Annotated in this window: 40 protein-coding genes; 5 read left to right on the top strand and 35 right to left on the bottom strand. The window is 50.8% G+C overall.

Annotation, left to right across the window (positions count from 1 at the left end; all coding sequences use genetic code 11):
- Genes tsaC through dprA form a run of 4 tightly spaced genes read right to left on the bottom strand, consistent with a single transcriptional unit; the run spans window position 1 to window position 2,717 of the window.
- Window positions 1–573 carry an L-threonylcarbamoyladenylate synthase type 1 TsaC gene (gene tsaC / locus D5067_RS02185; protein ID WP_162497952.1) on the bottom strand — a complete coding sequence of 191 codons (573 nt, stop codon included), beginning with the start codon at window positions 571–573 and terminating at the stop codon, window positions 1–3.
- The gene (locus tag D5067_RS02180) at window positions 566–1,120 is read right to left on the bottom strand and encodes a DNA topoisomerase family protein (protein ID WP_119938519.1); all 555 of its coding nucleotides are present in this window, start codon (window positions 1,118–1,120) and stop codon (window positions 566–568) included. Before D5067_RS02180 ends, tsaC begins: the two co-directional genes overlap by 8 nt.
- A gap of 27 nt (window positions 1,121–1,147) precedes the next feature.
- Window positions 1,148–1,621: a DUF494 family protein Smg gene (gene smg / locus D5067_RS02175; protein WP_119938520.1), complete on the bottom strand. Its 474-nt coding sequence runs from the start codon at window positions 1,619–1,621 to the stop codon at window positions 1,148–1,150.
- Window positions 1,593–2,717, bottom strand: a complete 1,125-nt coding sequence (dprA, locus tag D5067_RS02170; protein WP_119938521.1) for a DNA-protecting protein DprA — start codon at window positions 2,715–2,717, stop codon at window positions 1,593–1,595. Before dprA ends, smg begins: the two co-directional genes overlap by 29 nt.
- 127 nt (window positions 2,718–2,844) lie before the next feature.
- Here dprA and def point away from each other — a divergent pair, with 127 nt between their 5' ends.
- From def to mscL, 5 genes are all read left to right on the top strand, one after another.
- Window positions 2,845–3,354 (top strand): peptide deformylase, encoded by a 510-nt coding sequence (gene def / locus D5067_RS02165; RefSeq protein ID WP_119938522.1) that lies wholly within the window; start codon window positions 2,845–2,847, stop codon window positions 3,352–3,354.
- Between the two features lie 22 nt (window positions 3,355–3,376).
- Entirely contained in the window at window positions 3,377–4,324 is a 948-nt protein-coding gene (gene fmt / locus D5067_RS02160) for a methionyl-tRNA formyltransferase (RefSeq protein ID WP_119938523.1), read from the top strand.
- 52 nt (window positions 4,325–4,376) lie between these two features.
- A complete protein-coding gene (rsmB, locus tag D5067_RS02155; protein ID WP_119938532.1) occupies window positions 4,377–5,663 on the top strand; it encodes a 16S rRNA (cytosine(967)-C(5))-methyltransferase RsmB in 1,287 nt (428 codons plus the stop codon).
- Window positions 5,664–5,685: 22 nt separating this feature from the next.
- Window positions 5,686–7,062: a Trk system potassium transporter TrkA gene (trkA, locus tag D5067_RS02150; RefSeq protein WP_119938524.1), complete on the top strand. Its 1,377-nt coding sequence runs from the start codon at window positions 5,686–5,688 to the stop codon at window positions 7,060–7,062.
- A 145-nt stretch (window positions 7,063–7,207) separates the two neighbouring features.
- Window positions 7,208–7,621, top strand: coding sequence for a large-conductance mechanosensitive channel protein MscL (mscL, locus tag D5067_RS02145; RefSeq protein WP_119938525.1), 414 nt, complete (start codon window positions 7,208–7,210; stop codon window positions 7,619–7,621).
- On the opposite strand, the gene D5067_RS02140 is transcribed toward mscL, so the two are convergent.
- From D5067_RS02140 to rpsJ, 31 genes are all read right to left on the bottom strand, one after another.
- A complete protein-coding gene (locus D5067_RS02140) occupies window positions 7,595–7,837 on the bottom strand; it encodes an alternative ribosome-rescue factor A (RefSeq protein ID WP_119938526.1) in 243 nt (80 codons plus the stop codon). The genes mscL and D5067_RS02140 overlap by 27 nt on opposite strands.
- 57 nt (window positions 7,838–7,894) lie before the next feature.
- The gene (gene zntR, locus D5067_RS02135; RefSeq protein WP_119938527.1) at window positions 7,895–8,326 is read right to left on the bottom strand and encodes a Zn(2+)-responsive transcriptional regulator; all 432 of its coding nucleotides are present in this window, start codon (window positions 8,324–8,326) and stop codon (window positions 7,895–7,897) included.
- Between the two features lie 2 nt (window positions 8,327–8,328).
- Entirely contained in the window at window positions 8,329–8,697 is a 369-nt protein-coding gene (locus D5067_RS02130) for a DnaJ family domain-containing protein (RefSeq protein WP_119938528.1), read from the bottom strand.
- 106 nt (window positions 8,698–8,803) lie between these two features.
- The gene (gene rplQ / locus D5067_RS02125) at window positions 8,804–9,190 is read right to left on the bottom strand and encodes a 50S ribosomal protein L17 (protein WP_001216372.1); all 387 of its coding nucleotides are present in this window, start codon (window positions 9,188–9,190) and stop codon (window positions 8,804–8,806) included.
- A gap of 40 nt (window positions 9,191–9,230) precedes the next feature.
- Entirely contained in the window at window positions 9,231–10,220 is a 990-nt protein-coding gene (locus tag D5067_RS02120) for a DNA-directed RNA polymerase subunit alpha (RefSeq protein WP_002919219.1), read from the bottom strand.
- A gap of 25 nt (window positions 10,221–10,245) precedes the next feature.
- Window positions 10,246–10,866, bottom strand: a complete 621-nt coding sequence (gene rpsD / locus D5067_RS02115) for a 30S ribosomal protein S4 (RefSeq protein ID WP_003863314.1) — start codon at window positions 10,864–10,866, stop codon at window positions 10,246–10,248.
- A 33-nt stretch (window positions 10,867–10,899) separates the two neighbouring features.
- On the bottom strand, window positions 10,900–11,289 hold the full coding sequence (rpsK, locus tag D5067_RS02110) for a 30S ribosomal protein S11 (RefSeq protein WP_003863312.1): 390 nt from the start codon (window positions 11,287–11,289) through the stop codon (window positions 10,900–10,902).
- Between the two features lie 16 nt (window positions 11,290–11,305).
- Entirely contained in the window at window positions 11,306–11,662 is a 357-nt protein-coding gene (rpsM, locus tag D5067_RS02105) for a 30S ribosomal protein S13 (RefSeq protein WP_003863308.1), read from the bottom strand.
- A 146-nt stretch (window positions 11,663–11,808) separates the two neighbouring features.
- Entirely contained in the window at window positions 11,809–11,925 is a 117-nt protein-coding gene (gene rpmJ, locus D5067_RS02100; RefSeq protein ID WP_000868187.1) for a 50S ribosomal protein L36, read from the bottom strand.
- A gap of 31 nt (window positions 11,926–11,956) precedes the next feature.
- Entirely contained in the window at window positions 11,957–13,288 is a 1,332-nt protein-coding gene (gene secY, locus D5067_RS02095) for a preprotein translocase subunit SecY (protein ID WP_014171896.1), read from the bottom strand.
- A gap of 7 nt (window positions 13,289–13,295) precedes the next feature.
- A complete protein-coding gene (rplO, locus tag D5067_RS02090) occupies window positions 13,296–13,730 on the bottom strand; it encodes a 50S ribosomal protein L15 (RefSeq protein WP_003863304.1) in 435 nt (144 codons plus the stop codon).
- 3 nt (window positions 13,731–13,733) lie between these two features.
- A complete protein-coding gene (gene rpmD, locus D5067_RS02085) occupies window positions 13,734–13,913 on the bottom strand; it encodes a 50S ribosomal protein L30 (RefSeq protein WP_003863301.1) in 180 nt (59 codons plus the stop codon).
- Window positions 13,914–13,919: 6 nt separating this feature from the next.
- Window positions 13,920–14,420: a 30S ribosomal protein S5 gene (gene rpsE, locus D5067_RS02080; RefSeq protein ID WP_003863299.1), complete on the bottom strand. Its 501-nt coding sequence runs from the start codon at window positions 14,418–14,420 to the stop codon at window positions 13,920–13,922.
- Window positions 14,421–14,434: 14 nt separating this feature from the next.
- Window positions 14,435–14,788 (bottom strand): 50S ribosomal protein L18, encoded by a 354-nt coding sequence (rplR, locus tag D5067_RS02075; RefSeq protein ID WP_003863297.1) that lies wholly within the window; start codon window positions 14,786–14,788, stop codon window positions 14,435–14,437.
- Window positions 14,789–14,797: 9 nt separating this feature from the next.
- The gene (rplF, locus tag D5067_RS02070) at window positions 14,798–15,331 is read right to left on the bottom strand and encodes a 50S ribosomal protein L6 (RefSeq protein WP_006178917.1); all 534 of its coding nucleotides are present in this window, start codon (window positions 15,329–15,331) and stop codon (window positions 14,798–14,800) included.
- Window positions 15,332–15,343: 12 nt separating this feature from the next.
- Window positions 15,344–15,736 (bottom strand): 30S ribosomal protein S8, encoded by a 393-nt coding sequence (gene rpsH / locus D5067_RS02065; RefSeq protein WP_006178918.1) that lies wholly within the window; start codon window positions 15,734–15,736, stop codon window positions 15,344–15,346.
- Window positions 15,737–15,766: 30 nt separating this feature from the next.
- Window positions 15,767–16,072 (bottom strand): 30S ribosomal protein S14, encoded by a 306-nt coding sequence (gene rpsN / locus D5067_RS02060; protein ID WP_003863291.1) that lies wholly within the window; start codon window positions 16,070–16,072, stop codon window positions 15,767–15,769.
- A 14-nt stretch (window positions 16,073–16,086) separates the two neighbouring features.
- A complete protein-coding gene (rplE, locus tag D5067_RS02055; protein WP_001096206.1) occupies window positions 16,087–16,626 on the bottom strand; it encodes a 50S ribosomal protein L5 in 540 nt (179 codons plus the stop codon).
- Between the two features lie 14 nt (window positions 16,627–16,640).
- Window positions 16,641–16,955 carry a 50S ribosomal protein L24 gene (gene rplX, locus D5067_RS02050; RefSeq protein WP_003863287.1) on the bottom strand — a complete coding sequence of 105 codons (315 nt, stop codon included), beginning with the start codon at window positions 16,953–16,955 and terminating at the stop codon, window positions 16,641–16,643.
- Window positions 16,956–16,965: 10 nt separating this feature from the next.
- Window positions 16,966–17,337, bottom strand: a complete 372-nt coding sequence (gene rplN / locus D5067_RS02045) for a 50S ribosomal protein L14 (RefSeq protein ID WP_004160583.1) — start codon at window positions 17,335–17,337, stop codon at window positions 16,966–16,968.
- A 166-nt stretch (window positions 17,338–17,503) separates the two neighbouring features.
- A complete protein-coding gene (gene rpsQ, locus D5067_RS02040; RefSeq protein WP_008503489.1) occupies window positions 17,504–17,758 on the bottom strand; it encodes a 30S ribosomal protein S17 in 255 nt (84 codons plus the stop codon).
- Window positions 17,758–17,949: a 50S ribosomal protein L29 gene (gene rpmC / locus D5067_RS02035; protein ID WP_006817276.1), complete on the bottom strand. Its 192-nt coding sequence runs from the start codon at window positions 17,947–17,949 to the stop codon at window positions 17,758–17,760. Before rpmC ends, rpsQ begins: the two co-directional genes overlap by 1 nt.
- Complete coding sequence (gene rplP, locus D5067_RS02030; protein WP_002919759.1) at window positions 17,949–18,359, bottom strand: 50S ribosomal protein L16; 411 nt, start codon at window positions 18,357–18,359, stop codon at window positions 17,949–17,951. The genes rpmC and rplP overlap by 1 nt, the downstream gene beginning before the upstream one ends.
- Window positions 18,360–18,371: 12 nt before the next feature.
- Window positions 18,372–19,073: a 30S ribosomal protein S3 gene (gene rpsC / locus D5067_RS02025; RefSeq protein WP_000529945.1), complete on the bottom strand. Its 702-nt coding sequence runs from the start codon at window positions 19,071–19,073 to the stop codon at window positions 18,372–18,374.
- Window positions 19,074–19,090: 17 nt separating this feature from the next.
- Window positions 19,091–19,423 (bottom strand): 50S ribosomal protein L22, encoded by a 333-nt coding sequence (gene rplV, locus D5067_RS02020; protein WP_002919773.1) that lies wholly within the window; start codon window positions 19,421–19,423, stop codon window positions 19,091–19,093.
- 14 nt (window positions 19,424–19,437) lie between these two features.
- Window positions 19,438–19,716, bottom strand: coding sequence for a 30S ribosomal protein S19 (rpsS, locus tag D5067_RS02015; protein ID WP_001138117.1), 279 nt, complete (start codon window positions 19,714–19,716; stop codon window positions 19,438–19,440).
- Window positions 19,717–19,732: 16 nt separating this feature from the next.
- Window positions 19,733–20,554 carry a 50S ribosomal protein L2 gene (gene rplB / locus D5067_RS02010; RefSeq protein ID WP_119938529.1) on the bottom strand — a complete coding sequence of 274 codons (822 nt, stop codon included), beginning with the start codon at window positions 20,552–20,554 and terminating at the stop codon, window positions 19,733–19,735.
- 17 nt (window positions 20,555–20,571) lie between these two features.
- Window positions 20,572–20,874 carry a 50S ribosomal protein L23 gene (gene rplW, locus D5067_RS02005; protein ID WP_097164996.1) on the bottom strand — a complete coding sequence of 101 codons (303 nt, stop codon included), beginning with the start codon at window positions 20,872–20,874 and terminating at the stop codon, window positions 20,572–20,574.
- Complete coding sequence (gene rplD, locus D5067_RS02000; RefSeq protein ID WP_003031119.1) at window positions 20,871–21,476, bottom strand: 50S ribosomal protein L4; 606 nt, start codon at window positions 21,474–21,476, stop codon at window positions 20,871–20,873. Before rplD ends, rplW begins: the two co-directional genes overlap by 4 nt.
- 10 nt (window positions 21,477–21,486) lie before the next feature.
- Window positions 21,487–22,116, bottom strand: a complete 630-nt coding sequence (gene rplC, locus D5067_RS01995) for a 50S ribosomal protein L3 (RefSeq protein WP_042714858.1) — start codon at window positions 22,114–22,116, stop codon at window positions 21,487–21,489.
- Window positions 22,117–22,148: 32 nt separating this feature from the next.
- On the bottom strand, window positions 22,149–22,460 hold the full coding sequence (rpsJ, locus tag D5067_RS01990; protein ID WP_001181005.1) for a 30S ribosomal protein S10: 312 nt from the start codon (window positions 22,458–22,460) through the stop codon (window positions 22,149–22,151).
- Between the last annotated feature and the right edge of the window lie 357 nt (window positions 22,461–22,817).

Below are 22,817 nucleotides of genomic sequence, written 5' to 3'. Positions count from 1 at the left end.
TTACCCCTGGCGAAAACGTTCGCCCGTCAAAGCGTCGCGAATTTCCGACGGGTTCAGGCGCCCACCCGTTTCACCTCGAGCTACCGGAAAATCATTGCCAAACTGTGCGAGCACTTCTTCCGTGGTTCGACAAGGCGGTAACCCGGTCAGGTTAGCACTGGTTGAGACCAGCGGTTTACCAAACGCCAGGCACAGTTCCACCACCAGCGGATGGTCGGTAACGCGAACGGCAAGTGAATCAAAGCGCCCGGTTAACCAACGCGGCGTACCAGGCTGAGCAGGAAACACAAAGGTCACCGGCCCTGGCCATGCGGAGAAGATTGTCTCCCTCTGTGCCGGTGTTAGCATCGAGTCATCGATATAAGGCTTGAGCTGCTCATAACTGGCAGCGATCAAAATTAATCCTTTCTCGACGGGCCTCTGTTTGAGTTCAAGCAAACGGCCTACAGCCGTCTCGCTGTCGGGATCGCAGCCGACCCCGAAAACAGCTTCTGTTGGATAGGCGATGACTTCTTCATTTTTCAGGACGTCCACCGCATGCGCAATGGAGCCTGATGGCAGGTTATTATTCACTGTTTTGATCCGCCGAAACCGGCTTTCCACATTGTTTACTGGCGCAAAAGCGTTTCATACCTTGCGCGGTTTTCTTCTCTATAAGCAGCGGATAATTGCAATGAGGGCAGGTTCCCGCTACCGGCTTGAAATTAATAACGAACTGGCATTCAGGGTAGCGATCGCATGAATGGAAGTTCTTACCAAAACGGGAGCGACGCTGTACCAGCTGGCCACTATGACACTGAGGGCACGCAATGGCCGTCTCATCTGGCTTATCAATTTGTTCCGTATGTTCACATTCCGGGTAGCGGCTGCATCCGATAAACATGCCAAAGCGACCCTGCCGCAGCGCCAATTCGCCACCGCAGAGTGGGCAAGGCTGCCCCTCCAGAATTTTAACGATATGTCCATCCGCCTGGCTTTTCAGGGGACGGACATAATCACATTCCGGATAGTGTGAACACCCGAGAAACGGGCCGTGTTTCCCGGACCGAATGACAAGTTCAGCCCCGCACTGCGGGCAGGGCTCGTTTTTATGCACCGTGAATAGTGCTGATTTGGCCATAACAACTCTTGGTGCTGCACATGAGATTTAGTGCAGCATACCTTCATTCACTTCAAAGAGTAATTCTTCCATTTGCTGATAGGCATTTTCACAGCCAGGAATGTTAAACAGAACCATCAGGATCACCCACTTGAGGTCTTCCAGTTCGAATTCTGCTGTATCCAGCGCCATGACGCGCTCTATCACCATTTCTCGCGTTTCGAGGTTTAGCACCTGAATCTGCTCAAGGAATAAGACGAATCCCCGGCAGCTGGCATCCAGCCTTTCACACTCTTCAGCGGTATAGATGCGTACAGAAAGCGGATCTGAAGCAAGCTGCATCGGTTCGGCGAGGCCTTCCTGATAATCAGCCAGTTTCTCCAGCCACATCAACGCATTATAAATATCTTCCCGCTCAAATCCTGCATCGGTAAGATCCCGTGTTAATTTGTCCTGATCCACGCGCATTTCTGCTTCGTTGTGGATGTAAGTTTCAAACAAATACATCAGTACGTCGAACATGGCATGCCCTCCTTAATCGGACATAGCCGCCGGGTACAGCTGCGATCCACCCTGCTAACTCCAGTTCAAGTAGCTGTGCTACCGTTACTGGCACAGGTTGGCCGGCACGTTCAGCGACAACGTCAACAGGTGTTACCTCATCTCCTACGTTAGCCAGGAGCTTGGGAAATGGCAATGCCACCACCTCCTGATCTGATGAATAATGTCGCATTTCGGGATCATCCTGCAGCCTGAACAGCCCAGGTTGCACATTCTCAAGAATGTCTTCTGTACAGGTAACGAGTGTCGCCCCCTGCTTTATCAGCCAGTGTGGCCCCTCACACCCGGGGTTTCCTAGCGGTCCCGGAATCGCAAAAACCTCACGCCCTTGTTCCAGAGCACACCGGGCAGTGACGAGCGAACCACTGCGTATTGCTGCCTCAACCACCAGCACGCCCTGACTTAACCCACTAATGATGCGATTACGACGCGGAAAATTTCCCGGTCTGGGCTGCGTTGAGAGTGAAAACTCGGAAACAATCGCCCCTTCTGCATCAATGAGCTGTTCGGCTAGCGTCTGGTGCCGACGGGGGTAAACACTAAAAAGACCGTTTCCCAAAACCGCAACGCTACACCCTTTAACTGATAACGCAGCGCGATGCGCCACCCCATCAATGCCGCATGCCAGCCCACTGGTAATAGTGAACCCACATTGAGATAGCTGCTCGCAGACTATTTTCCCCCATCGCTCACCGTACCAGGAGGGTGACCGGCTACCCACCACTGCAAGCTGCAGGCTATTCAGGGCGTGGATATTCCCCCTCACAAAAAGCGCACCAGGGTAATCAGGAATTGTTCGTAACAGCGGCGGATAAAGGGAATGAGTCGCAGGTAAAAGGTAATTGCCCGGCTGCTCCAGCCATCTCAGGCTGTGCTCAAGTTCATACTCACTGAGTGAGAAGAACTTCCTGACGTGCTGCGCTGAAAGCCCGGCGTCTCTAACAACTCTGGCATCAACTGTTGTCTGATGATGCAGTTTCTGCGCAACATCCAGCATAGCGTCACCATAGAGTGAGCCGATGTTGATAAGCCGTAACCATATCTCTGTAGGTGTCATCCTTTTCCCTGCCATAGGCAGCCTCAGCAATCTTTGCGATTGGTCACTGATGCTGTCAATCGATGGGGGATTTGTCTAGAATAGAGGTTAGATTCTTATCAACTCCTGAACACGACTCTGGAAATTTATGGCAGTTTTGCAAGTGTTACATATTCCGGACGAGCGCCTTCGCATCGTCGCTGAACCGGTTAAAGAAGTGAATGCAGAAATTCAGCGTATCGTTGATGATATGTTCGATACCATGTACGCCGAAGAAGGCATTGGCCTGGCGGCAACTCAGGTGGACATTCACAAGCGTATTATCGTGATCGACGTTTCTGAGAATCGCGATGGTCGTCTGGTGCTGATCAACCCTGAACTGCTAGAAAAGAGCGGCGAAACGGGTATTGAGGAAGGCTGTCTGTCTATTCCAGAGCAGCGCGCTTTAGTACCGCGTGCAGAAAAAGTAAAAATTCGTGCACTGGATCGTGACGGTAAGCCGTTCGAGCTGGAAGCAGACGACCTGCTGGCAATTTGTATTCAGCACGAGATGGATCATCTGGTCGGTAAACTGTTTATCGATTACCTCTCCCCCCTGAAGCAGCAGCGAATTCGTCAAAAAGTAGAGAAACTGGATCGTATGCGTACTCGCGCATAACGCCCCGGATACAAGGAAAAACGTGTCTAAAACACTACGTATTATCTTCGCGGGAACACCTGACTTTGCAGCGCGTCATCTTGACGCGCTGTTATCTTCTGGTCACGAGGTTGTTGGCGTGTTTACCCAACCCGATCGCCCGGCAGGTCGTGGTAAAAAGCTGACGCCAGGCCCGGTTAAAGTTCTTGCTGAAGAACATGGATTACCCGTTTTCCAGCCTGCATCTTTGCGTCCTCAAGAAAATCAGCAGTTAGTGGCTGACCTGAACGCTGATGTCATGGTGGTCGTGGCTTACGGTTTAATCTTGCCAAAAGCCGTACTTGATATGCCGCGCCTGGGTTGTGTCAATGTACACGGCTCTCTGCTTCCCCGCTGGCGTGGCGCTGCGCCTATCCAGCGCTCTCTTTGGGCGGGTGATACTGAAACCGGCGTCACGATCATGATGATGGATGTAGGTTTAGACACCGGTGACATGCTGCACAAGCTGGCCTGTCCAATTACGGCTGAGGATACTAGCGCGACGCTGTACGATAAGCTGGCCGATCTGGGCCCTCAGGGCCTCATTGAGACGTTACAGCAGCTTGCAGATAATACGGCAAAACCTGAAGTTCAGGATGAAGCGTTAGTAACCTATGCAGAAAAATTGAGCAAAGAAGAGGCGCAGATTGACTGGTCACTGTCTGCAGCTCAGCTGGAACGCTGTATTCGGGCTTTCAATCCCTGGCCAATGAGCTGGATGACGATCGACGGGCAGCCGGTGAAAGTCTGGAAAGCCAGCGTAATTGATGGTGATACCAAAGCAGAACCCGGCACGATTATTGAATCCAACAAGCAAGGCATTCAGGTTGCAACCGCGGAAGGCATCTTGAATCTTGAGTCTCTGCAGCCTGCGGGTAAGAAAGCAATGAGCGCCCAGGATTTGTTAAATTCCCGTCGCGAATGGTTCACCCCTGGCAAGCGTCTTGCCTGAACTTATCCATAATTAAGGCCCGGTGTATCCGGGCATTTTTATTTTTACGGCTATGAAAAAACAAAATTTACGCAGTATGGCGGCGCAGGCCGTTGAGCAAGTTGTCGAGCAGGGTCAGTCACTCAGCAATGTCCTTCCTCCACTGCAACAAAAAGTTTCTGACAAAGACAAAGCGCTGCTTCAGGAGCTGTGCTTTGGGGTTTTGCGCACCCTTTCTCAGCTTGAATGGTTGATCGGCAAGCTGATGTCACGTCCTATGACCGGCAAGCAGCGCACTATCCATTATTTGATCATGGTTGGTTTTTACCAGCTTCTTCATACCCGCATTCCGCCTCATGCCGCGCTCGCTGAAACGGTTGAGGGTGCTGTTGCGGTTAAACGGCCTCAGCTCAAGGGGTTGATCAACGGCGTATTGCGTCAGTTCCAGCGACAGCAGGACGAGCTCATGGCCGAATTTGCCCAGAGTGAAACACGTTTCCTCCACCCTGACTGGCTTCTGAAGCGTCTTAAAAAAGCCTACCCACAGCAGTGGAAAGACATTGCTGACGCCAATAATCAACGTCCCCCAATGTGGCTGCGCGTTAACCGCAATCATCATACCCGCGACGCATGGCTGGCATTGCTGGAAGACGTCGGGATGAGTGGGTTCACGCATCAAGCCTATCCTGACGCTGTACGCATGGCCTCCCCTGCGCCTGTACATGCGCTACCGGGTTTTGAAGAAGGCTGGGTGACTGTTCAGGATGCTTCTGCTCAGGGTTGTATGGGCTGGCTTGAACCCAAAAATGGTGAGCAGATCCTCGATCTTTGCGCCGCGCCGGGCGGAAAAACCACGCACATTCTGGAAGTTGCTCCGCAGGCCAGCGTCATGGCAGTGGATATTGATGAGCAGCGTCTTTCGCGCGTCTACGACAACCTGAAGCGCCTTGGAATGAAGGCACAGGTCAAGCAAGGTGACGGACGTAAACCTGAAGAATGGTGCGGCAAAACGCAGTTCGACCGTATCTTGCTGGATGCTCCTTGCTCTGCAACGGGGGTAATCCGACGCCACCCTGATATCAAGTGGCTGCGCCGCGATCGTGATATTCCAGAGCTTGTTCAGCTGCAGTCCGAGATCCTTGATGCCATTTGGCCGCATCTGAAATCTGGCGGAACGCTGGTCTACGCCACATGCTCCGTACTTCCGGAAGAAAACAGTCAGCAGATTGCAGCCTTCCTCAAACGCACGCCTGATGCAGCGTTAAGCGAGACAGGCACGCCGGAATGCCCTGGCCTGCAAAACCTGCCGGGAGCTGAAGAGGGTGATGGCTTCTTTTACGCTAAGCTAATCAAAGAGTGATGTTGAGAACAGGTCACGAGATATGAAGATTATCATTCTGGGTGCAGGACAGGTGGGTGGAACGCTGGCCGAAAACCTGGTCGGCGAAAACAACGACATCACGATTGTCGATACCAATGGCGACAGGCTGCGCGTCCTGCAGGACAAATTTGACCTTCGTGTCGTACAGGGCCACGGTTCTCATCCGCGTGTTTTGCGTGAGGCCGGTGCAGACGATGCTGACATGTTGGTTGCCGTCACCAGTTCGGATGAAACCAATATGGTTGCATGTCAGGTGGCCTATTCGCTTTTCAACACGCCGAACCGCATCGCCCGCATCCGTTCCCCAGACTATGTCAGGGATGCGGAAAAGCTGTTTAACTCTGAAGCGGTGCCGATTGATCATCTCATCGCCCCTGAACAGCTGGTAATAGACAGTATTTACCGTTTGATCGAATATCCGGGCGCGCTCCAGGTTGTGAACTTTGCCGAAGGTAAAGTCAGCCTGGCCGTCGTTAAGGCCTACTATGGCGGCCCGTTAATTGGTAATGCTTTATCCACAATGCGCGAGCACATGCCGCATATCGATACACGCGTCGCGGCCATATTTCGCCACGACAGGCCCATTCGTCCACAGGGTTCAACGATCGTGGAGGCGGGCGATGAGGTCTTCTTTATTGCCGCGTCTCAGCACATCCGCGCGGTGATGAGCGAGCTTCAGCGCCTCGAAAAACCCTATAAACGCATCATGCTGGTCGGCGGTGGGAATATCGGTGCGGGTCTGGCACATCGACTGGAAAAAGACTATAGCGTGAAGTTGATCGAACGCGATCAGCAGCGCGCCTCTGAGCTCGCTGAAAAGCTGCAAAATACGATCGTATTTTATGGCGATGCATCGGATCAGGAGTTGCTGGCCGAGGAGCATATCGATCAGGTTGATCTGTTTATTGCGGTCACCAACGACGACGAAGCGAATATTATGTCCGCTATGCTCGCTAAGCGCATGGGGGCGAAAAAGGTCATGGTGCTTATTCAGCGTCGAGCCTACGTTGACCTCGTGCAGGGAAGCGTCATTGATATCGCCATTTCACCACAGCAGGCAACCATTTCCGCGCTACTCAGCCATGTTCGTAAAGCGGATATTGTTGGCGTTTCATCTCTGCGCCGCGGAGTCGCAGAGGCCATTGAAGCAGTCGCGCATGGCGACGAAAGTACCTCGCGGGTTGTCGGCCGTTCAATTGATGAAATTAAACTGCCGCCGGGCACCATCATCGGGGCCGTCGTGCGCGGAAATGACGTCATGATCGCCAATGATAATTTACGCATTGAGCAAGGTGACCACGTAATTATGTTCCTTACGGATAAAAAATTTATTACCGACGTCGAACGTTTATTCCAGCCTAGTCCATTCTTCCTGTAATGATTAGGGTGCCGTGAAAAGGCACCCTTTAATTAACCCTCTAATTATTATGTCTTTTATTTTTCATAACGATTATTTATCCCCAATGGCAATTGGCTAATCATTTGTTAAACTTATAGTCGTCAGCTGGCACAAGGAGAACATAATGAGTTTTGTGAAAGAATTTCGCGAATTTGCGATGCGCGGGAATGTGGTAGATTTGGCAGTGGGTGTCATTATTGGTGCGGCGTTCGGTAAGATCGTATCATCATTAGTTGCCGACATTATCATGCCACCACTGGGACTATTAATCGGGGGCATTGACTTCAAACAGTTCGCCGTTACGCTTCGCGACGCACAGGGCGATATCCCGGCAGTCGTAATGCATTACGGTGTGTTCATTCAGAACATTTTTGATTTCGTGATTGTAGCATTGGCTATTTTCATGGCCATCAAGCTTATCAACAAGCTTAACCGTAAGAAAGAAGAGCCTGCGGCCGCCCCGCCAGCACCGACTAAAGAAGAAGTCTTACTGACTGAAATTCGCGATCTGTTAAAAGAGCAGAACAACCGCTCCTGATCGAAAGCTAAAAGCAGGAAGGCCAGTGGTAAATAAGCGATTCGCTTGCTTGCCACTGGCCTCCCAGTTACCCCGTTTTGCATATTTGTCTTTACGCAGATAACTTCCCTTCCCTTTTTTATTCTTCTCAACTCGCTGTCTGAAAAGCGGGTCGTGGAGCAATGCCTCAATGGCGTTATCTTTAATTTGCCCTTTCTTGTGCTGATAGCGGCTCATCTTCTCTCCTGAGCGTAGTTTATGTCGCCGAAAGTGTAGACTCGGGTTAATTGAAAATCAACAACCCTGCGTTTCAGGTTCTCCACAGGCTCCCTGCTCGAGGGCTTCCAGTATAGAGCAATATATACTGCTGTGCGCAGTACCGCAGCATGCATCGTTCAGTCTTTGAAGGGAGCGCTGCATTGTCTGTAGCTCCTGGATCCGTGCTTCGACCTCATCGAGCCTGGCACGGACGATGCTTTTAGACTCCTGACAGGTATGATGTTCCGGATCGACACGGATCGACAGCAATTCGCGGATCGACTCCAGCGTGAAGCCGAGTTGTCGCGCGTAACGAATAAACCGCAGACGCTGAAGATCGTTGTCGGTATAGAGACGAAAACCCCCTTCTGTACGAATCTCATGATCCATCATCTGCTGCTTTTCGTAGTAACGGATAGTATCCGGCGTTACGTTAGCGAGCTTTGCAAGTTCACCGATACGATACATGGCTATTCCTCATTCATTTTGTGCAGTAGCCTGTCGCCATATTCACCATGCAAAAAATCAGTGTTTATACCGGCCTGGCGAAGCTTGAGTTCCATCAACATCAGTCTGCGGCTAAGTTCAGTATGTCGCGGATCGTCTTTTCGAATACTTTTAAGCAGATCGGCAAGTTCAACAGCTTCTCTTCTTTGCTCAAGCTCAGCAGGCAAACAACCAGCATTTTTAAGCAAGCGGTAGCCCGCCCGTAATTCAGGGGGAATATGCGAATCATCATCCAGCATGAGCGGTTCACCGCTTCCAGGAAGATTATCAAATTCACCTTTTCGTTGGGCATCACTGATATGGCGTTCCACCCACTGATCGAGTAACCACATGATGAACTCCAGCGGTGTACATAAAAGATACGAACATTGTAGAGATGTGGGGATACTGCGGATATAAAAAAACCCGCCGAGGCGGGTTTTTTTACGTTACTGCAGATTACTCTGCAGCAGCTTCTGCTTTCGATTCAGAACGATCAACCAGCTCGATGTAAGCCATCGGAGCGTTGTCGCCTGCACGGAAGCCACACTTCAGAATACGAGTGTAACCACCGGCACGGCTCGCGAAACGCGGACCCAGTTCGTTAAACAGTTTTGCCACGATCTCGTTATCACGAGTACGGGCGAATGCCAGACGACGATTAGCAACGCTGTCAGTCTTGGCAAGAGTAATCAGCGGCTCAACTACGCGACGCAGCTCTTTCGCTTTAGGCAGGGTCGTCTTGATGATCTCATGACGAACCAGTGAACCTGCCATGTTGCGGAACATAGCCTGGCGATGGCTGCTGTTGCGGTTCAGTTGACGACCACTCTTACGATGGCGCATGACCTTATCCTTCTCAGTAAAACCTTAACCTGTGATCCGGTTACTCGTCAGCAATGCTTGCTGGTGGCCAGTTTTCCAGGCGCATGCCCAGAGACAAACCACGTGAAGCCAGCACGTCTTTAATCTCAGTAAGAGATTTTTTACCCAGGTTCGGCGTTTTCAGCAACTCAACCTCGGTACGCTGTACCAGATCACCGATATAGTGGATAGCTTCTGCCTTGAGGCAGTTAGCAGAGCGGACAGTCAATTCGAGATCGTCAACAGGGCGCAGCAGGATCGGATCGAATTCTGGTTTCTCTTCTTTCACTTCCGGCTGACGAACATCACGTAAGTCAACGAAAGCTTCAAGTTGTTCTGCCAGGATGGTTGCCGCACGACGAATCGCCTCTTCAGGATCGATTGTGCCGTTGGTTTCCATTTCGATGACCAGCTTGTCCAGGTCGGTACGCTGTTCTACACGCGCTGCTTCAACATTGTAGGCAATACGCTCTACAGGGCTGTAGCATGCGTCGACCAGCAGACGGCCGATTGGGCGCTCATCTTCTTCCGAATGAATTCGGGCAGAAGCCGGCACATAACCACGACCGCGCTGAACTTTGATACGCATGCTAATAGCTGCGTTCTCATCGGTCAGGTGGCAGATCACGTGCTGCGGCTTGACGATTTCAACATCACCGTCATGGGTGATGTCGGCTGCAGTCACAGGGCCAATGCCAGATTTATTCAGAGTAAGAATAACTTCATCTTTACCCTGAACTCTCACCGCCAGCCCTTTCAGGTTGAGCAGGATTTCAAGGATATCTTCCTGAACGCCTTCTTTGGTGCTGTACTCATGAAGTACACCATCAATCTCAACCTCGGTCACCGCGCAACCCGGCATCGATGAGAGCAGAATACGGCGCAGTGCGTTACCCAGAGTATGGCCAAAGCCACGCTCTAAAGGCTCAAGGGTCACCTTGGCGTGCGTCGAACTCACTTGCTCGATATCTACCAGGCGCGGTTTTAGAAACTCTGTCACAGAACCCTGCATTGTGTCCTCTCTTTGGTACTAAGCTTTACTTGGAGTAAAGCTCGACGATCAGGTGTTCGTTAATGTCCGCAGACAGATCAGAACGTTCTGGCTGACGCTTGAACGTACCTTCCATCTTGCCAGCATCAACTTCCAGCCAGGTTGGCTTTTCACGCTGCTCAGCCAGCTCCAGAGCGGCTTTCACGCGAGATTGCTTTTTCGCTTTCTCACGAATGCTAACCACGTCATTCGCTTTAACCTGATAAGAAGCGATGTTAACAACACGACCGTTTACCATGATTGCTTTGTGGCTAACCAACTGGCGTGATTCAGCACGAGTAGCGCCGAAGCCCATACGGTATACAACGTTGTCCAGACGACCTTCCAGCAGGGCCAGCAGGTTTTCACCTGTGTTGCCTTTCAGACGTGCTGCTTCTTTATAGTAGTTACGGAACTGACGCTCCAGCACACCGTAGATACGGCGAACTTTTTGCTTTTCACGCAACTGCACACCATAGTCAGACAGACGCGGTTTACGCGCACCGTGCTGGCCAGGAGCTTGTTCAATTTTACACTTGGTATCGATCGCGCGAACGCCAGACTTAAGGAATAAGTCGGTGCCCTCACGACGGCTCAGCTTGAGCTTAGGACCCAAATATCTTGCCATTTTCTATCTCCAACTAACCTAAAAAACGGAGCGTTATACGCGACGTTTTTTCGGCGGACGACAACCGTTATGAGGGATCGGAGTCACATCAGTAATATTCGTGATGCGGAAACCAGCGGCGTTCAGAGCGCGAACAGTAGATTCACGACCCGGACCCGGACCTTTAACCATAACTTCCAGATTCTTGATGCCGTATTCTTTTACGGCTTCAGCGCAACGCTCTGCTGCAACCTGAGCTGCGAACGGAGTAGATTTGCGAGAACCACGGAAACCGGAACCACCGGCTGTTGCCCAACCCAAAGCGTTACCCTGACGATCAGTAATAGTAACGATGGTGTTGTTGAAAGAAGCATGGATATGAGCCACGCCGTCAGAGACTTGTTTTCTTACACGTTTACGTGCACGAACTGGTGCCTTTGCCATTATTCAATCACCCCGATTATTTCTTGATCGGTTTGCGCGGACCCTTACGGGTACGTGCGTTGGTCTTCGTACGCTGACCGCGCACTGGCAGACCACGACGATGACGCAAACCGCGATAGCAACCAAGATCCATCAGGCGCTTGATGCTCATGCTGATTTCACGGCGCAGATCACCTTCAACGACAAATTTGGCAACTTCGTCACGCAGCGTGTCGATTTGTTCTTCAGACAGCTCACTGATCTTAACATCTTCAGCGATACCCGCTGCAGCCAGAATGGCTTTGGAACGGGTCTTGCCGACGCCGTAGATCGAAGTTAATGCGATCACGGCATGTTTCTGATCAGGAATGTTAATGCCTGCTATACGGGCCACTATGCACTCCTACTATTTAATATGTACGCACCATGCTGAAAAGCCCGTTTTCAGGATACTCAAATGGAAACGTACAGACATACAAAAGATTGGCTGGCTAATCTAGCCAGCTCAACCCAACTTTGCAAGAAAAATATGCGAAATAATCAGCCTTGGCGCTGTTTATGCTTCGGCTCGGCACTGCAAATCACACGGATGACACCATCACGCTTAACGATTTTGCAGTTACGGCATAATTTCTTGACGGAAGCACGAACTTTCATTTTTACTCTCCGTAACTTCTCAGACGACCATTTAGCGGCCGTAGCCTTTCAGGTTCGCCTTCTTCAATGCAGACTCATACTGACTGGACATCATCAGAGTTTGCACTTGAGCCATAAAGTCCATAATCACGACAACAACGATAAGCAGCGAGGTTCCACCGAAGTAGAACGGCACTTTCATCGCATCACGCATGAACTCCGGGATCAGGCAGATAAAAGTAATATAAAGCGCACCAACCAAAGTCAGGCGAGTCATTACTTTATCGATATACTTCGCCGTTTGCTCTCCCGGACGAATTCCTGGTACAAATGCACCGGACTTCTTCAGGTTATCTGCTGTTTCACGCGGGTTGAAGACCAACGCCGTGTAGAAGAAACAGAAGAAGATGATCGCAGACGCATAGAGTAACACATAAAGTGGTTGCCCAGGCTGCAAATACAGCGAAATTGTTGTCAGCCAGTTCCAACCAGTCCCGCCCCCGAACCATGACGCGATGGTCGCTGGGAACAGAATAATACTGGAAGCGAAGATAGCCGGGATAACCCCCGCCATGTTCACTTTCAGCGGTAAATGTGTGCTCTGTGCAGCATAGACACGACGACCCTGCTGACGTTTAGCGTAGTTCACCACAATGCGGCGTTGACCACGTTCAACGAAGACAACAAAGAACGTCACTGCAAATACTAATACTGCAACCAACAGCAACAGGAGGAAGTGCAGGTCGCCTTGACGCGCTTGCTCGATAGTATGGGCGATGGCTGGCGGGAGGCCCGCAACAATACCGGCGAAGATAATGATTGAGATACCGTTACCGATACCTCGCTCAGTAATCTGTTCGCCGAGCCACATCAGGAACATGGTCCCTGTGACCAGACTTACAACAGCGGTGAAATAGAATGCAAAGCCCGGGTTTAACACCAGGCCCTGCATACCAGGCATATTCGGAAGACCGGTAGCAATACCGATCGACTGGAATATTGCCAGCACCAGAGTGCCGTAACGGGTGTACTGGCTTATCTTACGACGTCCAGACTCCCCTTCTTTCTTCAGCTCTGCCAGGGCCGGATGAACGACCGTCAGCAGCTGGATGATAATAGATGCCGAAATGTACGGCATAATACCCAGTGCAAAGATTGAAGCACGGCTGAGAGCACCACCAGAGAACATGTTGAACATTTCAATGATGGTGCCTCGCTGTTGCTCAAGCAGTTTGGCAAGTACAGCGGCATCGATACCAGGGATCGGAATAAAAGAGCCAACACGGAACACAATCAGCGCGCCGATAACAAACAGCAGTCTGCGTTTCAGCTCGCCAAATCCACCTTTGGCACTTTGAAAATCTAATCCCGGTTGCTTAGCCATCTGCTACTTATTCCTCAATTTTACCGCCAGCAGCTTCGATAGCAGCACGAGCACCTTTAGTAACACGCAGGCCACGAACAGTTACCGGAGTAGAAACTTCACCAGCCAGGATCACTTTCGCGAACTCGATCTGGATTCCGATAATGTTTGCTGCTTTCAGCGTGTTCAGGTCTACAACGCCGCCTTCAACTTTCGCCAGGTCAGACAGACGGATTTCCGCTGTGATCGCTGCTTTGCGAGAGGTGAAGCCGAACTTCGGCAGACGACGGTACAGTGGCATCTGACCACCCTCGAAACCGCGACGTACGCCACCGCCAGAACGAGAGTTCTGACCTTTGTGACCACGACCACCGGTTTTACCGAGGCCAGAACCGATACCACGACCCAGGCGTTTACCCGCCTTTTTAGAGCCTTCGGCCGGAGACAGAGTATTTAAACGCATCTCTTACTCCTCAACTTTAACCATGAAGTAAACCGCGTTGACCATACCACGAACAGCGGGAGTATCCTCGCGCTCAACGGTATGACCAATACGACGCAGACCCAGGCCAAGCAGCGTTGCCTTGTGTTTCGGCAGACGACCGATTGCACTGCGGGTTTGAGTGATTTTAATAGTCTTTGCCATGGTCAATTACCCCAGAATTTCTTCAACGGATTTACCACGCTTGGCAGCGACCATTTCTGGAGAATTCATATTTTCCAGGCCATCAATAGTTGCACGAACCACGTTAATCGGGTTGGTGGAACCATATGCTTTAGCCAGAACGTTATGAACTCCAGCAACTTCCAGAACGGCGCGCATTGCACCACCGGCAATAATACCGGTACCTTCTGAAGCTGGCTGCATGAATACACGAGAACCCGTGTGAACACCTTTAACTGGGTGTTGCAGGGTGCCGTTGTTCAGCGCGACGTTAATCATATTGCGACGGGCTTTTTCCATCGCTTTCTGGATCGCTGCTGGAACTTCACGCGCTTTACCGTAACCAAAACCAACGCGACCGTTACCATCGCCAACTACAGTCAGAGCTGTGAAGGAGAAAATACGACCACCTTTTACGGTTTTAGATACGCGGTTAACCGCGATCAGCTTTTCCTGCAGTTCGCCAGCCTGTTTTTCGATGTGAGCCATCTTACACCTCTACCTTAGAACTGAAGGCCAGCTTCACGGGCAGCATCTGCCAGTGCCTGGACACGACCATGATATTGGAACCCGGAACGGTCAAAGGAAACATTGCTGATGCCTTTTTCCAGAGCGCGTTCAGCAACAGCTTTACCTACAGCTGCAGCGGCGTCTTTGTTACCGGTGTACTTCAATTGTTCTGAGATAGCTTTTTCTACAGTAGAAGCAGCTACCAGAACTTCAGAACCGTTCGGTGCAATTACCTGTGCGTAAATATGACGCGGGGTACGATGTACCACCAGGCGAGTTGCACCCAGCTCTTTGAGCTTGCGGCGTGCGCGGGTCGCACGACGGATACGAGCAGATTTCTTATCCATAGTGTTACCTTACTTCTTCTTAGCCTCTTTGGTACGCACGACTTCGTCGGCGTAACGAACACCCTTGCCTTTATAAGGCTCAGGACGACGGTAGGCGCGCAGATCTGCTGCAACCTGACCGATCAGCTGTTTATCAGCGCCTTTCAGCACGATTTCAGTTTGAGTCGGACATTCTGCAGTGATACCGGCCGGCAGCGGATGCTCAACAGGGTGTGAGAAGCCCAGAGACAGGCCTACTGCATTCCCTTTGATCGCTGCACGATAACCTACACCAACCAGCTGAAGCTTTTTAGTGAAGCCTTCGGTAACACCAACAACCATTGAGTTCAGCAGGGCACGCGCGGTACCAGCCTGAGCCCATCCATCCACGAAACCATCACGTGGACCGAAGGTCAGAGCATTATCTGCATGTTTAACTTCAACAGCATTGTTGAGGGTACGAGTCAGCTCGCCGTTTTTACCTTTGATCGTAATAACCTGACCGTCGATTTTTACATCAACGCCGGCAGGAATGACGACCGGTGCTTTAGCAACACGAGACATTCTTTCCTCCGATTAGGCTACGTAGCAGATAATTTCGCCACCAAGACCAGCTTGGCGCGCTGCACGATCAGTCATAACACCTTTAGAGGTAGAAACAACTGCGATACCAAGACCAGCCATAACTTTTGGCAGCTCATCTTTTTTCTTATAGATGCGCAGGCCTGGGCGGCTGACACGCTGAATGCTTTCTACAACAGCTTTACCCTGGAAATACTTGAGAGTAAGTTCCAGTTCCGGCTTGGTGTCGCCTTCAACTTTAAAATCTTCGATAAAACCTTCTTCCTTCAGCACGTTGGCAATTGCCACTTTCAGCTTGGCGGAAGGCATGGTGACCGCAACTTTGTTCGCGGCCTGACCGTTACGGATACGGGTCAGCATATCCGCGATCGGATCTTGCATGCTCATCTGTCTTTACTCCCGTGATTCAATTGGTAATTACCAGCTAGCCTTTTTCAAGCCTGGTACTTCACCGCGCATGGCGGCTTCACGCAGTTTGATACGGCTCAACCCAAACTTGCCCACATAACCATGTGGACGACCTGTTTGACGACAGCGGTTACGCTGACGAGACGGGCTGGAATCACGCGGCAGAGACTGCAGCTTGAGAACCGCATTCCAACGATCTTCGTCGGAAGCGTTCACATCAGAAATGATCGCTTTCAGTTCAGCGCGTTTAGCGAAGAATTTATCAGCTAAAGCTACGCGCTTTACTTCGCGTGCTTTCATTGATTGCTTAGCCATTCAGTAACCCTACCTTACTTGCGGAACGGGAAGTCAAAGGCAGCCAGCAGAGCACGGCCTTCTTCGTCAGATTTCGCAGTAGTGGTAATGGTAATATCCAAACCACGCACGCGGTCGACTTTATCGTAGTCGATTTCTGGGAAGATGATCTGCTCACGGACACCCATGCTGTAGTTACCACGACCGTCGAAAGACTTAGCGGACAAGCCACGGAAGTCACGGATACGTGGAACAGCAATAGTGATCAGACGCTCAAAGAACTCCCACATGCGTTCGCCACGCAGAGTTACTTTACAGCCGATCGGATAGCCCTGACGGATTTTGAAGCCTGCAACTGATTTGCGTGCTTTGGTGATCAACGGCTTTTGACCGGAGATTGCTGTCAGGTCAGCTGCTGCGTTATCCAGCAGTTTCTTGTCAGCGATCGCTTCACCAACACCCATGTTCAGGGTGATCTTCTCGACCCGAGGGACTTGCATGACAGAATTGTAGTTAAACTCAGTCATGAGTTTGTTAACTACTTCGTCTTTGTAGTAATCATGCAGTTTCGCCATCGTACTACTCCAAATTACTTGATAGTTTCGCTGTTAGACTTGAAGAAACGGACTTTTTTGCCGTCTTCGAATCTAAAGCCTACACGGTCAGCCTTGCCGGTAGCCGCATTGAAGATTGCAACGTTAGAAACCTGAATAGCAGCTTCTTTTTCAACGATGCCGCCTGGTTGGTTCAGGGCCGGAACCGGCTTCTGATGTTTCTTAACCAGGTTGATACCTTCAACGACGAGTTTGCCGGAAGACAGAACATTTTTTACTTTACCGCGTTTACCTTTATCTTTACCGGTTAACACGATAACTTCGTCATCACGACGGATTTTCGCTGCCATGATTCGCTCCTTAGAGTACTTCTGGTGCCAGAGAGATAATTTTCATGAACTTTTCAGTACGAAGTTCACGAGTTACCGGCCCAAAGATACGCGTGCCGATAGGCTGCTCGCTGTTATTGTTTAAAATAACGCATGCATTACCATCGAAGCGAATGACAGAACCGTCAGGGCGACGAACACCCTTCCTGGTGCGCACCACTACCGCTTTCAGCACATCACCTTTTTTGACCTTACCACGTGGAATTGCTTCTTTGATGGTGATCTTGATGATGTCGCCTACGCCTGCGTAGCGACGGTGCGAGCCACCCAGAACCTTGATACACATTACGCGACGTGCACCGGAGTTGTCGGCGACGTTCAGCATAGTCTGTTCTTGGATCATTTCAGTGCTCCGCTAATGTCAACTACTACCTGAGACTCTAAAATCAGAGCCGTTAAAAAGCCCCATATCGAGGGCGCGGCATTATAACACCGCTTCTGCAATATGGGTAGAAAAAATAAACGGCTCATCGCTGAGCCGTTTATTCGTATTGAGAATGCGTACTCTATTACAGAACCGCTTTCTCTACAACGCGAACCAGCGTCCAGGACTTAGTCTTGGACAGTGGACGGCATTCACGGATTTCAACCTTGTCGCCGATACCACATTCGTTGTTCTCGTCATGTACGTGCAGTTTGGTCGTACGCTTGATGAATTTACCGTAGATCGGGTGTTTCACAATACGTTCGATAGCTACAACAATGGATTTCTCCATTTTGTCGCTAACAACACGACCTTGCAGAGTACGGATTTTATCGGTCATTACGCACCCGCCTTCTGAGTCAGTAAAGTCTTAACGCGTGCAACATTACGACGCACTTGCTTCAGCAGGTGAGTCTGTTGCAGCTGGCCACTGGCAGCCTGCATACGCAGGTTGAACTGCTCACGCAGCAGGTTCAGCAGCTCAGCGTTCAGTTCTTCAACGCTTTTTTCACGCAGCTCATTTGCTTTCATTACATCACCGTCTTAGTTACAAAGGTGGTTTTGATAGGCAGTTTCGCTGCTGCCAGGCCGAAGGCTTCACGGGCCAGCTCTTCCGGAACACCGTCCATTTCATAAAGGACTTTGCCCGGTTGGATCAAGGCAACCCAGTACTCCACGTTACCTTTACCTTTACCCATACGAACTTCCAGTGGCTTCTCGGTGATCGGTTTGTCCGGGAATACACGGATCCAGATCTTACCTTGACGCTTAACTGCACGGGTCATTGCACGACGTGCTGCTTCGATCTGACGTGCAGTCAGACGACCACGGCCAACAGCTTTCAGACCGAAAGTGCCGAAGCTAACATCCGTACCCTGCGCCAGACCACGGTTGCGGCCTTTGTGCACTTTACGGAATTTTGTACGCTTTGGTTGTAACATCAGCGACGCTCCTTATTTACGGCCTTTACGCTGCTGCTTTTTAGGTTGCGCAGCCGGTTTTTCCGGTTGTTCAACAGCAGCCATACCACCCAGGATCTCACCTTTGAAGATCCATACCTTAACGCCGATTACACCGTAAGTGGTGTGCGCTTCAGAGGTGTTGTAGTCAATGTCAGCACGCAGAGTGTGCAGCGGTACGCGACCTTCGCGGTACCATTCGGTACGTGCGATTTCCGCGCCGCCCAGACGGCCGCTAACTTCAACTTTGATACCTTTAGCGCCCAGACGCATTGCGTTCTGTACAGCACGCTTCATAGCACGACGGAACATAACGCGACGTTCCAGCTGTGAAGTGATGCTGTCAGCAACCAATTTAGCGTCCAGTTCAGGCTTACGAACTTCAGCGATATTGATCTGTGCAGGAACGCCAGCGATATCCGCTACGACCTTGCGCAGTTTTTCTACGTCTTCGCCTTTCTTACCGATCACGATGCCAGGACGAGCAGTGTGAATAGTCACACGGATGCTCTTAGCTGGACGCTCGATAACGATACGAGATACAGACGCTTTAGCCAGTTCCTTAGTCAGGTACTGACGTACTTTAAAATCGCTGTCCAGGTTGTCAGCGAATTCTTTGGTGTTCGCAAACCAGGTTGAGTTCCATGGTTTTACAATACCCAGGCGAATACCATTAGGATGTACTTTCTGACCCATTGCTAGTCTCCAGAGTCTCAGCGATCGGACACAACCACAGTAATGTGGCTGGTGCGCTTCAGGATGCGATCTGCACGACCTTTCGCACGCGGCATAATGCGCTTCATGCTTGGGCCTTCATCTACGAAAATTTTCGCAACTTTCAGATCGTCGATGTCAGCGCCATCGTTGTGTTCAGCATTAGCAATGGCAGATTCCAGTACTTTCTTGACCAATACCGCAGCTTTCTTGTTGGTATAGGTCAGGATGTCCAGGGCCTGCGACACTTTCTTACCGCGAATCAGGTCAGCAACAAGGCGAACCTTCTGAGCAGAAGAACGAGCATGGCGATGTTGAGCTAAAGTTTCCATCTCTTCCTCCTACCTTATTTCTTCTTCGCTTTTTTATCAGCAGCGTGGCCGCGATAAGTACGAGTCGGTGCGAATTCACCCAGTTTGTGACCAACCATTTCGTCGGTTACAAAGACTGGAACGTGCTGACGACCATTATGGACAGCGATGGTCAAACCGATCATGTTAGGAAAGATCGTTGAACGACGGGACCAAGTGCGCAGGGGCTTCTTGTCTCCGCTTTCCACCGCTTTCTCTACCTTCTTCAGCAAGTGCAGGTCAATAAAAGGACCTTTCTTGAGAGAACGTGGCATGGCTTATCCTCTAAAATTATTTGCTACGGCGACGTACGATAAATTTATCAGTACGCTTGTTGCTGCGGGTCTTCTTACCTTTGGTCTGAACGCCCCACGGAGATACCGGGTGCTTACCAAAGTTACGACCTTCACCACCACCATGTGGGTGATCGACTGGGTTCATCGCAGTACCGCGAACGGTAGGACGAATACCACGCCAGCGTGCAGCACCTGCTTTACCCAGAACGCGCAGCATATGCTCAGCATTGCCAACTTCGCCCAGAGTAGCGCGGCAGTCTGCTTCGACTTTACGCATTTCACCAGAACGCAGACGCAGGGTGACATAAGCACCGTCACGAGCAACGATCTGAACGTAAGTACCAGCGGAACGTGCCAGCTGACCGCCTTTACCTGGTTTCATTTCTACGTTATGAACGGTAGAACCAACCGGGATATTGCGCATCGGCAGGGTGTTACCTGCTTTGATTGCAGCATCAACGCCAGACTGAATCTGGTCGCCAGCTTTCAGGCCTTTAGGGGCCAGGATGTAACGGCGTTCGCCATCTTTGTACAGAACCAGCGCGATGTTCGCGGAACGGTTCGGATCGTACTCAAGACGCTCAACAACTGCTGGGATACCGTCTTTGTTGCGTTTGAAGTCAACAATACGATAAGCCTGCTTGTGGCCACCACCGATGTGACGAGTGGTGATACGGCCATTGTTGTTACGACCACCGGATTTGCTGTTTTTTTCCAGCAACGGAGCAAAAGGTTTGCCCTTGTGCAGCTCAGGGTTAACCACTTTAACTACGTGGCGACGACCCGGAGATGTCGGTTTACATTTAACAACTGCCATTGTATTACTCCTCCGACTTACTCAGCGCCGCCAACGAAGTCCAGATTCTGGCCTTCCTTCAGGGTGACGTAAGCTTTTTTCCAGTCGCTACGACGACCGATACGCTGTCCTTGACGTTTAACTTTCCCTTTAACTACCAGGGTGTTAACGACTTCGACTTCGACTTCAAACAGTTTCTGCACAGCAGCTTTGATCTCTGCTTTGGTCGCGTCTTTAGCAACTTTGAGAACGATGGTGTTAGTTTTTTCCATCGCAGCAGACGCTTTTTCAGAAACGTGCGGTGCACGAAGCACCTTCAGCAGACGTTCTTCACGAATCATGCCAGCATCTCCTCAACTTGCTTAACAGCATCAGCAGTCATTACGACTTTGTCGAAGGCGATCAGGCTAACCGGGTCAATACCAGTCGCATCGCGTACGTCAACCTTATGCAGGTTACGTGCGGCCAGGAACAGGTTTTCGTCCAGCTCACCGGTGATGATCAGCACATCTTCCAGAGCCATGTCTTTCAGTTTCTGTGCCAGCAGCTTAGTTTTAGGCGCTTCAACAGAGAATGATTCGACAACGATCAGACGATCCTGACGTACCAGTTCGGACAGAATGCTTTTCAGCGCGCCGCGGTACATCTTTTTGTTAACTTTTTGACTGTGGTCCTGTGGACGCGCAGCGAAGGTCACGCCACCTGAACGCCAGATCGGGCTCTTGATAGAACCTGAACGCGCACGGCCGGTACCTTTCTGGCGCCATGGCTTTTTGCCAGAACCAGTTACTTCAGCACGAGTCTTCTGAGCACGAGTACCCTGACGAGCACCAGCTGCATAAGCAACAACAACCTGGTGAACCAGCGCTTCGTTGAAATCACGACCGAAGGTAGTTTCGGAAACAGTCAGCGCGCTCTGCGCGTCTTTCAATACTAATTCCATTGCTATCCCCTTACGCCTTCACAGCTGGTTTAACGATCAGGTCGCTACCGGTTGCACCCGGAACTGCACCTTTCACCAGCAGCAGGTTGCGCTCAGCGTCAACACGTACTACGTCCAGGCTCTGAACGGTCACACGTTCGTTACCCAGCTGACCTGCCATTTTCTTGCCTTTGAACACTTTGCCCGGAGTCTGGTTCTGACCGATAGAACCCGGAACGCGGTGAGACAAGGAGTTACCGTGAGTAGCGTCTTGGGTACGGAAGTTCCAGCGCTTAACGGTACCAGCAAAACCTTTACCTTTAGAGGTACCGGTTACGTCAACTTTTTTAACGTCAGCAAACAGCTCAACGCTAATGTCCTGACCTACGGTGAACTCTTCGCCTTCAGCAAGACGGAATTCCCACAGACCACGGCCAGCTTCAACGCCAGCTTTAGCGAAGTGACCCGCTTCAGGTTTGGTTACACGGTTAGCTTTTTTAGCACCAGTGGTCACCTGAACAGCGCGGTAGCCATCGTTAGCCAGATCTTTGATCTGAGTAACGCGGTTTGCTTCAACTTCGATTACGGTTACTGGGATAGAGACGCCATCTTCAGTGAAGATGCGGGTCATACCCACTTTTTTACCGACTAAACCAATCATTGTATCAACCTCTCAATCGCTCGATGACCTGATCAACCCAGGCTGATCTGCACGTCTACACCGGCAGCCAGATCCAGACGCATCAGAGCATCAACGGTTTTCTCAGTTGGCTCAACGATGTCAACCAGACGCTTGTGAGTGCGAATTTCATACTGATCACGCGCGTCTTTGTTAACGTGCGGGGAGATCAGAACGGTAAAGCGCTCTTTGCGGGTCGGCAGCGGGATCGGACCACGGACTTGCGCACCAGTGCGCTTAGCAGTCTCGACGATTTCCGCGGTTGATTGATCGATCAGACGATGATCAAACGCTTTCAGGCGGATACGGATTCTTTGGTTCTGCATGAGACCAGAGCTCCAATTATTTTATAAACGAAAATGATCACTACTCAAACCCATTACGATTGATGGGAGAGTGTAACCGTTCTTACGTAGCCCCCCTATTGGGAGCATTGTTAAGCAACAAAATGCGTCGCTCAGGTTCAGATTGAACCAGCCGTCAATTACGACAAGCCCGCGCATTATACGTAAATCTGGGCCAGACGCAAGCGCCGTTTAGAAATTAGGCGTGAAAGGTTTGAAGTGCGCAGCACCTCGCAACATTTCTCGCAATGTCTCGCATTGCACTTCTTCTTCTGAACTCCCTGCGCACTCTCTGACTTAGCCCATTGCCGGTGACATGCAGTGCGAAGAGGATACGCT

Source organism: Enterobacter huaxiensis (assembly GCF_003594935.2).
Taxonomy (GTDB): domain Bacteria; phylum Pseudomonadota; class Gammaproteobacteria; order Enterobacterales; family Enterobacteriaceae; genus Enterobacter; species Enterobacter huaxiensis.
The sequence above is the reverse complement of the archived record's forward strand: the minus strand, read 5'-3'. Positions and strand labels throughout refer to the sequence as shown.

What these genes read in the sequence shown, in the direction of transcription:
- D5067_RS02180 (WP_119938519.1), bottom strand. Translation starts at nt 1,120, where the DNA reads ATGGCCAAATCAGCACTATTCACGGTGCATAAAAACGAGCCCTGCCCG.
- rpsD (WP_003863314.1), bottom strand. Translation starts at nt 10,866, where the DNA reads ATGGCAAGATATTTGGGTCCTAAGCTCAAGCTGAGCCGTCGTGAGGGC.
- rplV (WP_002919773.1), bottom strand. Translation starts at nt 19,423, where the DNA reads ATGGAAACTTTAGCTCAACATCGCCATGCTCGTTCTTCTGCTCAGAAG.
- rplB (WP_119938529.1), bottom strand. Translation starts at nt 20,554, where the DNA reads ATGGCAGTTGTTAAATGTAAACCGACATCTCCGGGTCGTCGCCACGTA.
- rpsN (WP_003863291.1), bottom strand. Translation starts at nt 16,072, where the DNA reads ATGGCTAAGCAATCAATGAAAGCACGCGAAGTAAAGCGCGTAGCTTTA.
- rplE (WP_001096206.1), bottom strand. Translation starts at nt 16,626, where the DNA reads ATGGCGAAACTGCATGATTACTACAAAGACGAAGTAGTTAACAAACTC.
- mscL (WP_119938525.1), top strand. Translation starts at nt 7,208, where the DNA reads ATGAGTTTTGTGAAAGAATTTCGCGAATTTGCGATGCGCGGGAATGTG.
- rpmD (WP_003863301.1), bottom strand. Translation starts at nt 13,913, where the DNA reads ATGGCAAAGACTATTAAAATCACTCAAACCCGCAGTGCAATCGGTCGT.
- rpsK (WP_003863312.1), bottom strand. Translation starts at nt 11,289, where the DNA reads ATGGCAAAGGCACCAGTTCGTGCACGTAAACGTGTAAGAAAACAAGTC.
- rpmC (WP_006817276.1), bottom strand. Translation starts at nt 17,949, where the DNA reads ATGAAAGCAAATGAGCTGCGTGAAAAAAGCGTTGAAGAACTGAACGCT.
- rpsC (WP_000529945.1), bottom strand. Translation starts at nt 19,073, where the DNA reads ATGGGTCAGAAAGTACATCCTAATGGTATTCGCCTGGGTATTGTAAAA.
- rplF (WP_006178917.1), bottom strand. Translation starts at nt 15,331, where the DNA reads ATGTCTCGTGTTGCTAAAGCACCGGTCGTCATTCCTGCCGGCGTTGAT.
- D5067_RS02140 (WP_119938526.1), bottom strand. Translation starts at nt 7,837, where the DNA reads ATGAGCCGCTATCAGCACAAGAAAGGGCAAATTAAAGATAACGCCATT.
- rpsS (WP_001138117.1), bottom strand. Translation starts at nt 19,716, where the DNA reads ATGCCACGTTCTCTCAAGAAAGGTCCTTTTATTGACCTGCACTTGCTG.
- rpmJ (WP_000868187.1), bottom strand. Translation starts at nt 11,925, where the DNA reads ATGAAAGTTCGTGCTTCCGTCAAGAAATTATGCCGTAACTGCAAAATC.
- rplP (WP_002919759.1), bottom strand. Translation starts at nt 18,359, where the DNA reads ATGTTACAACCAAAGCGTACAAAATTCCGTAAAGTGCACAAAGGCCGC.
- D5067_RS02120 (WP_002919219.1), bottom strand. Translation starts at nt 10,220, where the DNA reads ATGCAGGGTTCTGTGACAGAGTTTCTAAAACCGCGCCTGGTAGATATC.
- rplD (WP_003031119.1), bottom strand. Translation starts at nt 21,476, where the DNA reads ATGGAATTAGTATTGAAAGACGCGCAGAGCGCGCTGACTGTTTCCGAA.
- rplX (WP_003863287.1), bottom strand. Translation starts at nt 16,955, where the DNA reads ATGGCAGCGAAAATCCGTCGTGATGACGAAGTTATCGTGTTAACCGGT.
- rpsH (WP_006178918.1), bottom strand. Translation starts at nt 15,736, where the DNA reads ATGAGCATGCAAGATCCGATCGCGGATATGCTGACCCGTATCCGTAAC.
- rpsJ (WP_001181005.1), bottom strand. Translation starts at nt 22,460, where the DNA reads ATGCAGAACCAAAGAATCCGTATCCGCCTGAAAGCGTTTGATCATCGT.
- trkA (WP_119938524.1), top strand. Translation starts at nt 5,686, where the DNA reads ATGAAGATTATCATTCTGGGTGCAGGACAGGTGGGTGGAACGCTGGCC.
- rplR (WP_003863297.1), bottom strand. Translation starts at nt 14,788, where the DNA reads ATGGATAAGAAATCTGCTCGTATCCGTCGTGCGACCCGCGCACGCCGC.
- rpsE (WP_003863299.1), bottom strand. Translation starts at nt 14,420, where the DNA reads ATGGCTCACATCGAAAAACAGGCTGGCGAACTGCAGGAAAAGCTGATC.
- rplN (WP_004160583.1), bottom strand. Translation starts at nt 17,337, where the DNA reads ATGATCCAAGAACAGACTATGCTGAACGTCGCCGACAACTCCGGTGCA.
- rplW (WP_097164996.1), bottom strand. Translation starts at nt 20,874, where the DNA reads ATGATTCGTGAAGAACGTCTGCTGAAGGTGCTTCGTGCACCGCACGTT.
- smg (WP_119938520.1), bottom strand. Translation starts at nt 1,621, where the DNA reads ATGTTCGACGTACTGATGTATTTGTTTGAAACTTACATCCACAACGAA.
- def (WP_119938522.1), top strand. Translation starts at nt 2,845, where the DNA reads ATGGCAGTTTTGCAAGTGTTACATATTCCGGACGAGCGCCTTCGCATC.
- rpsQ (WP_008503489.1), bottom strand. Translation starts at nt 17,758, where the DNA reads ATGACCGATAAAATCCGTACTCTGCAAGGTCGTGTTGTTAGCGACAAA.
- secY (WP_014171896.1), bottom strand. Translation starts at nt 13,288, where the DNA reads ATGGCTAAGCAACCGGGATTAGATTTTCAAAGTGCCAAAGGTGGATTT.
- rplC (WP_042714858.1), bottom strand. Translation starts at nt 22,116, where the DNA reads ATGATTGGTTTAGTCGGTAAAAAAGTGGGTATGACCCGCATCTTCACT.
- zntR (WP_119938527.1), bottom strand. Translation starts at nt 8,326, where the DNA reads ATGTATCGTATCGGTGAACTTGCAAAGCTCGCTAACGTAACGCCGGAT.
- dprA (WP_119938521.1), bottom strand. Translation starts at nt 2,717, where the DNA reads ATGACACCTACAGAGATATGGTTACGGCTTATCAACATCGGCTCACTC.
- rplO (WP_003863304.1), bottom strand. Translation starts at nt 13,730, where the DNA reads ATGCGTTTAAATACTCTGTCTCCGGCCGAAGGCTCTAAAAAGGCGGGT.
- rplQ (WP_001216372.1), bottom strand. Translation starts at nt 9,190, where the DNA reads ATGCGCCATCGTAAGAGTGGTCGTCAACTGAACCGCAACAGCAGCCAT.
- rsmB (WP_119938532.1), top strand. Translation starts at nt 4,377, where the DNA reads ATGAAAAAACAAAATTTACGCAGTATGGCGGCGCAGGCCGTTGAGCAA.
- D5067_RS02130 (WP_119938528.1), bottom strand. Translation starts at nt 8,697, where the DNA reads ATGTGGTTACTCGATCAGTGGGTGGAACGCCATATCAGTGATGCCCAA.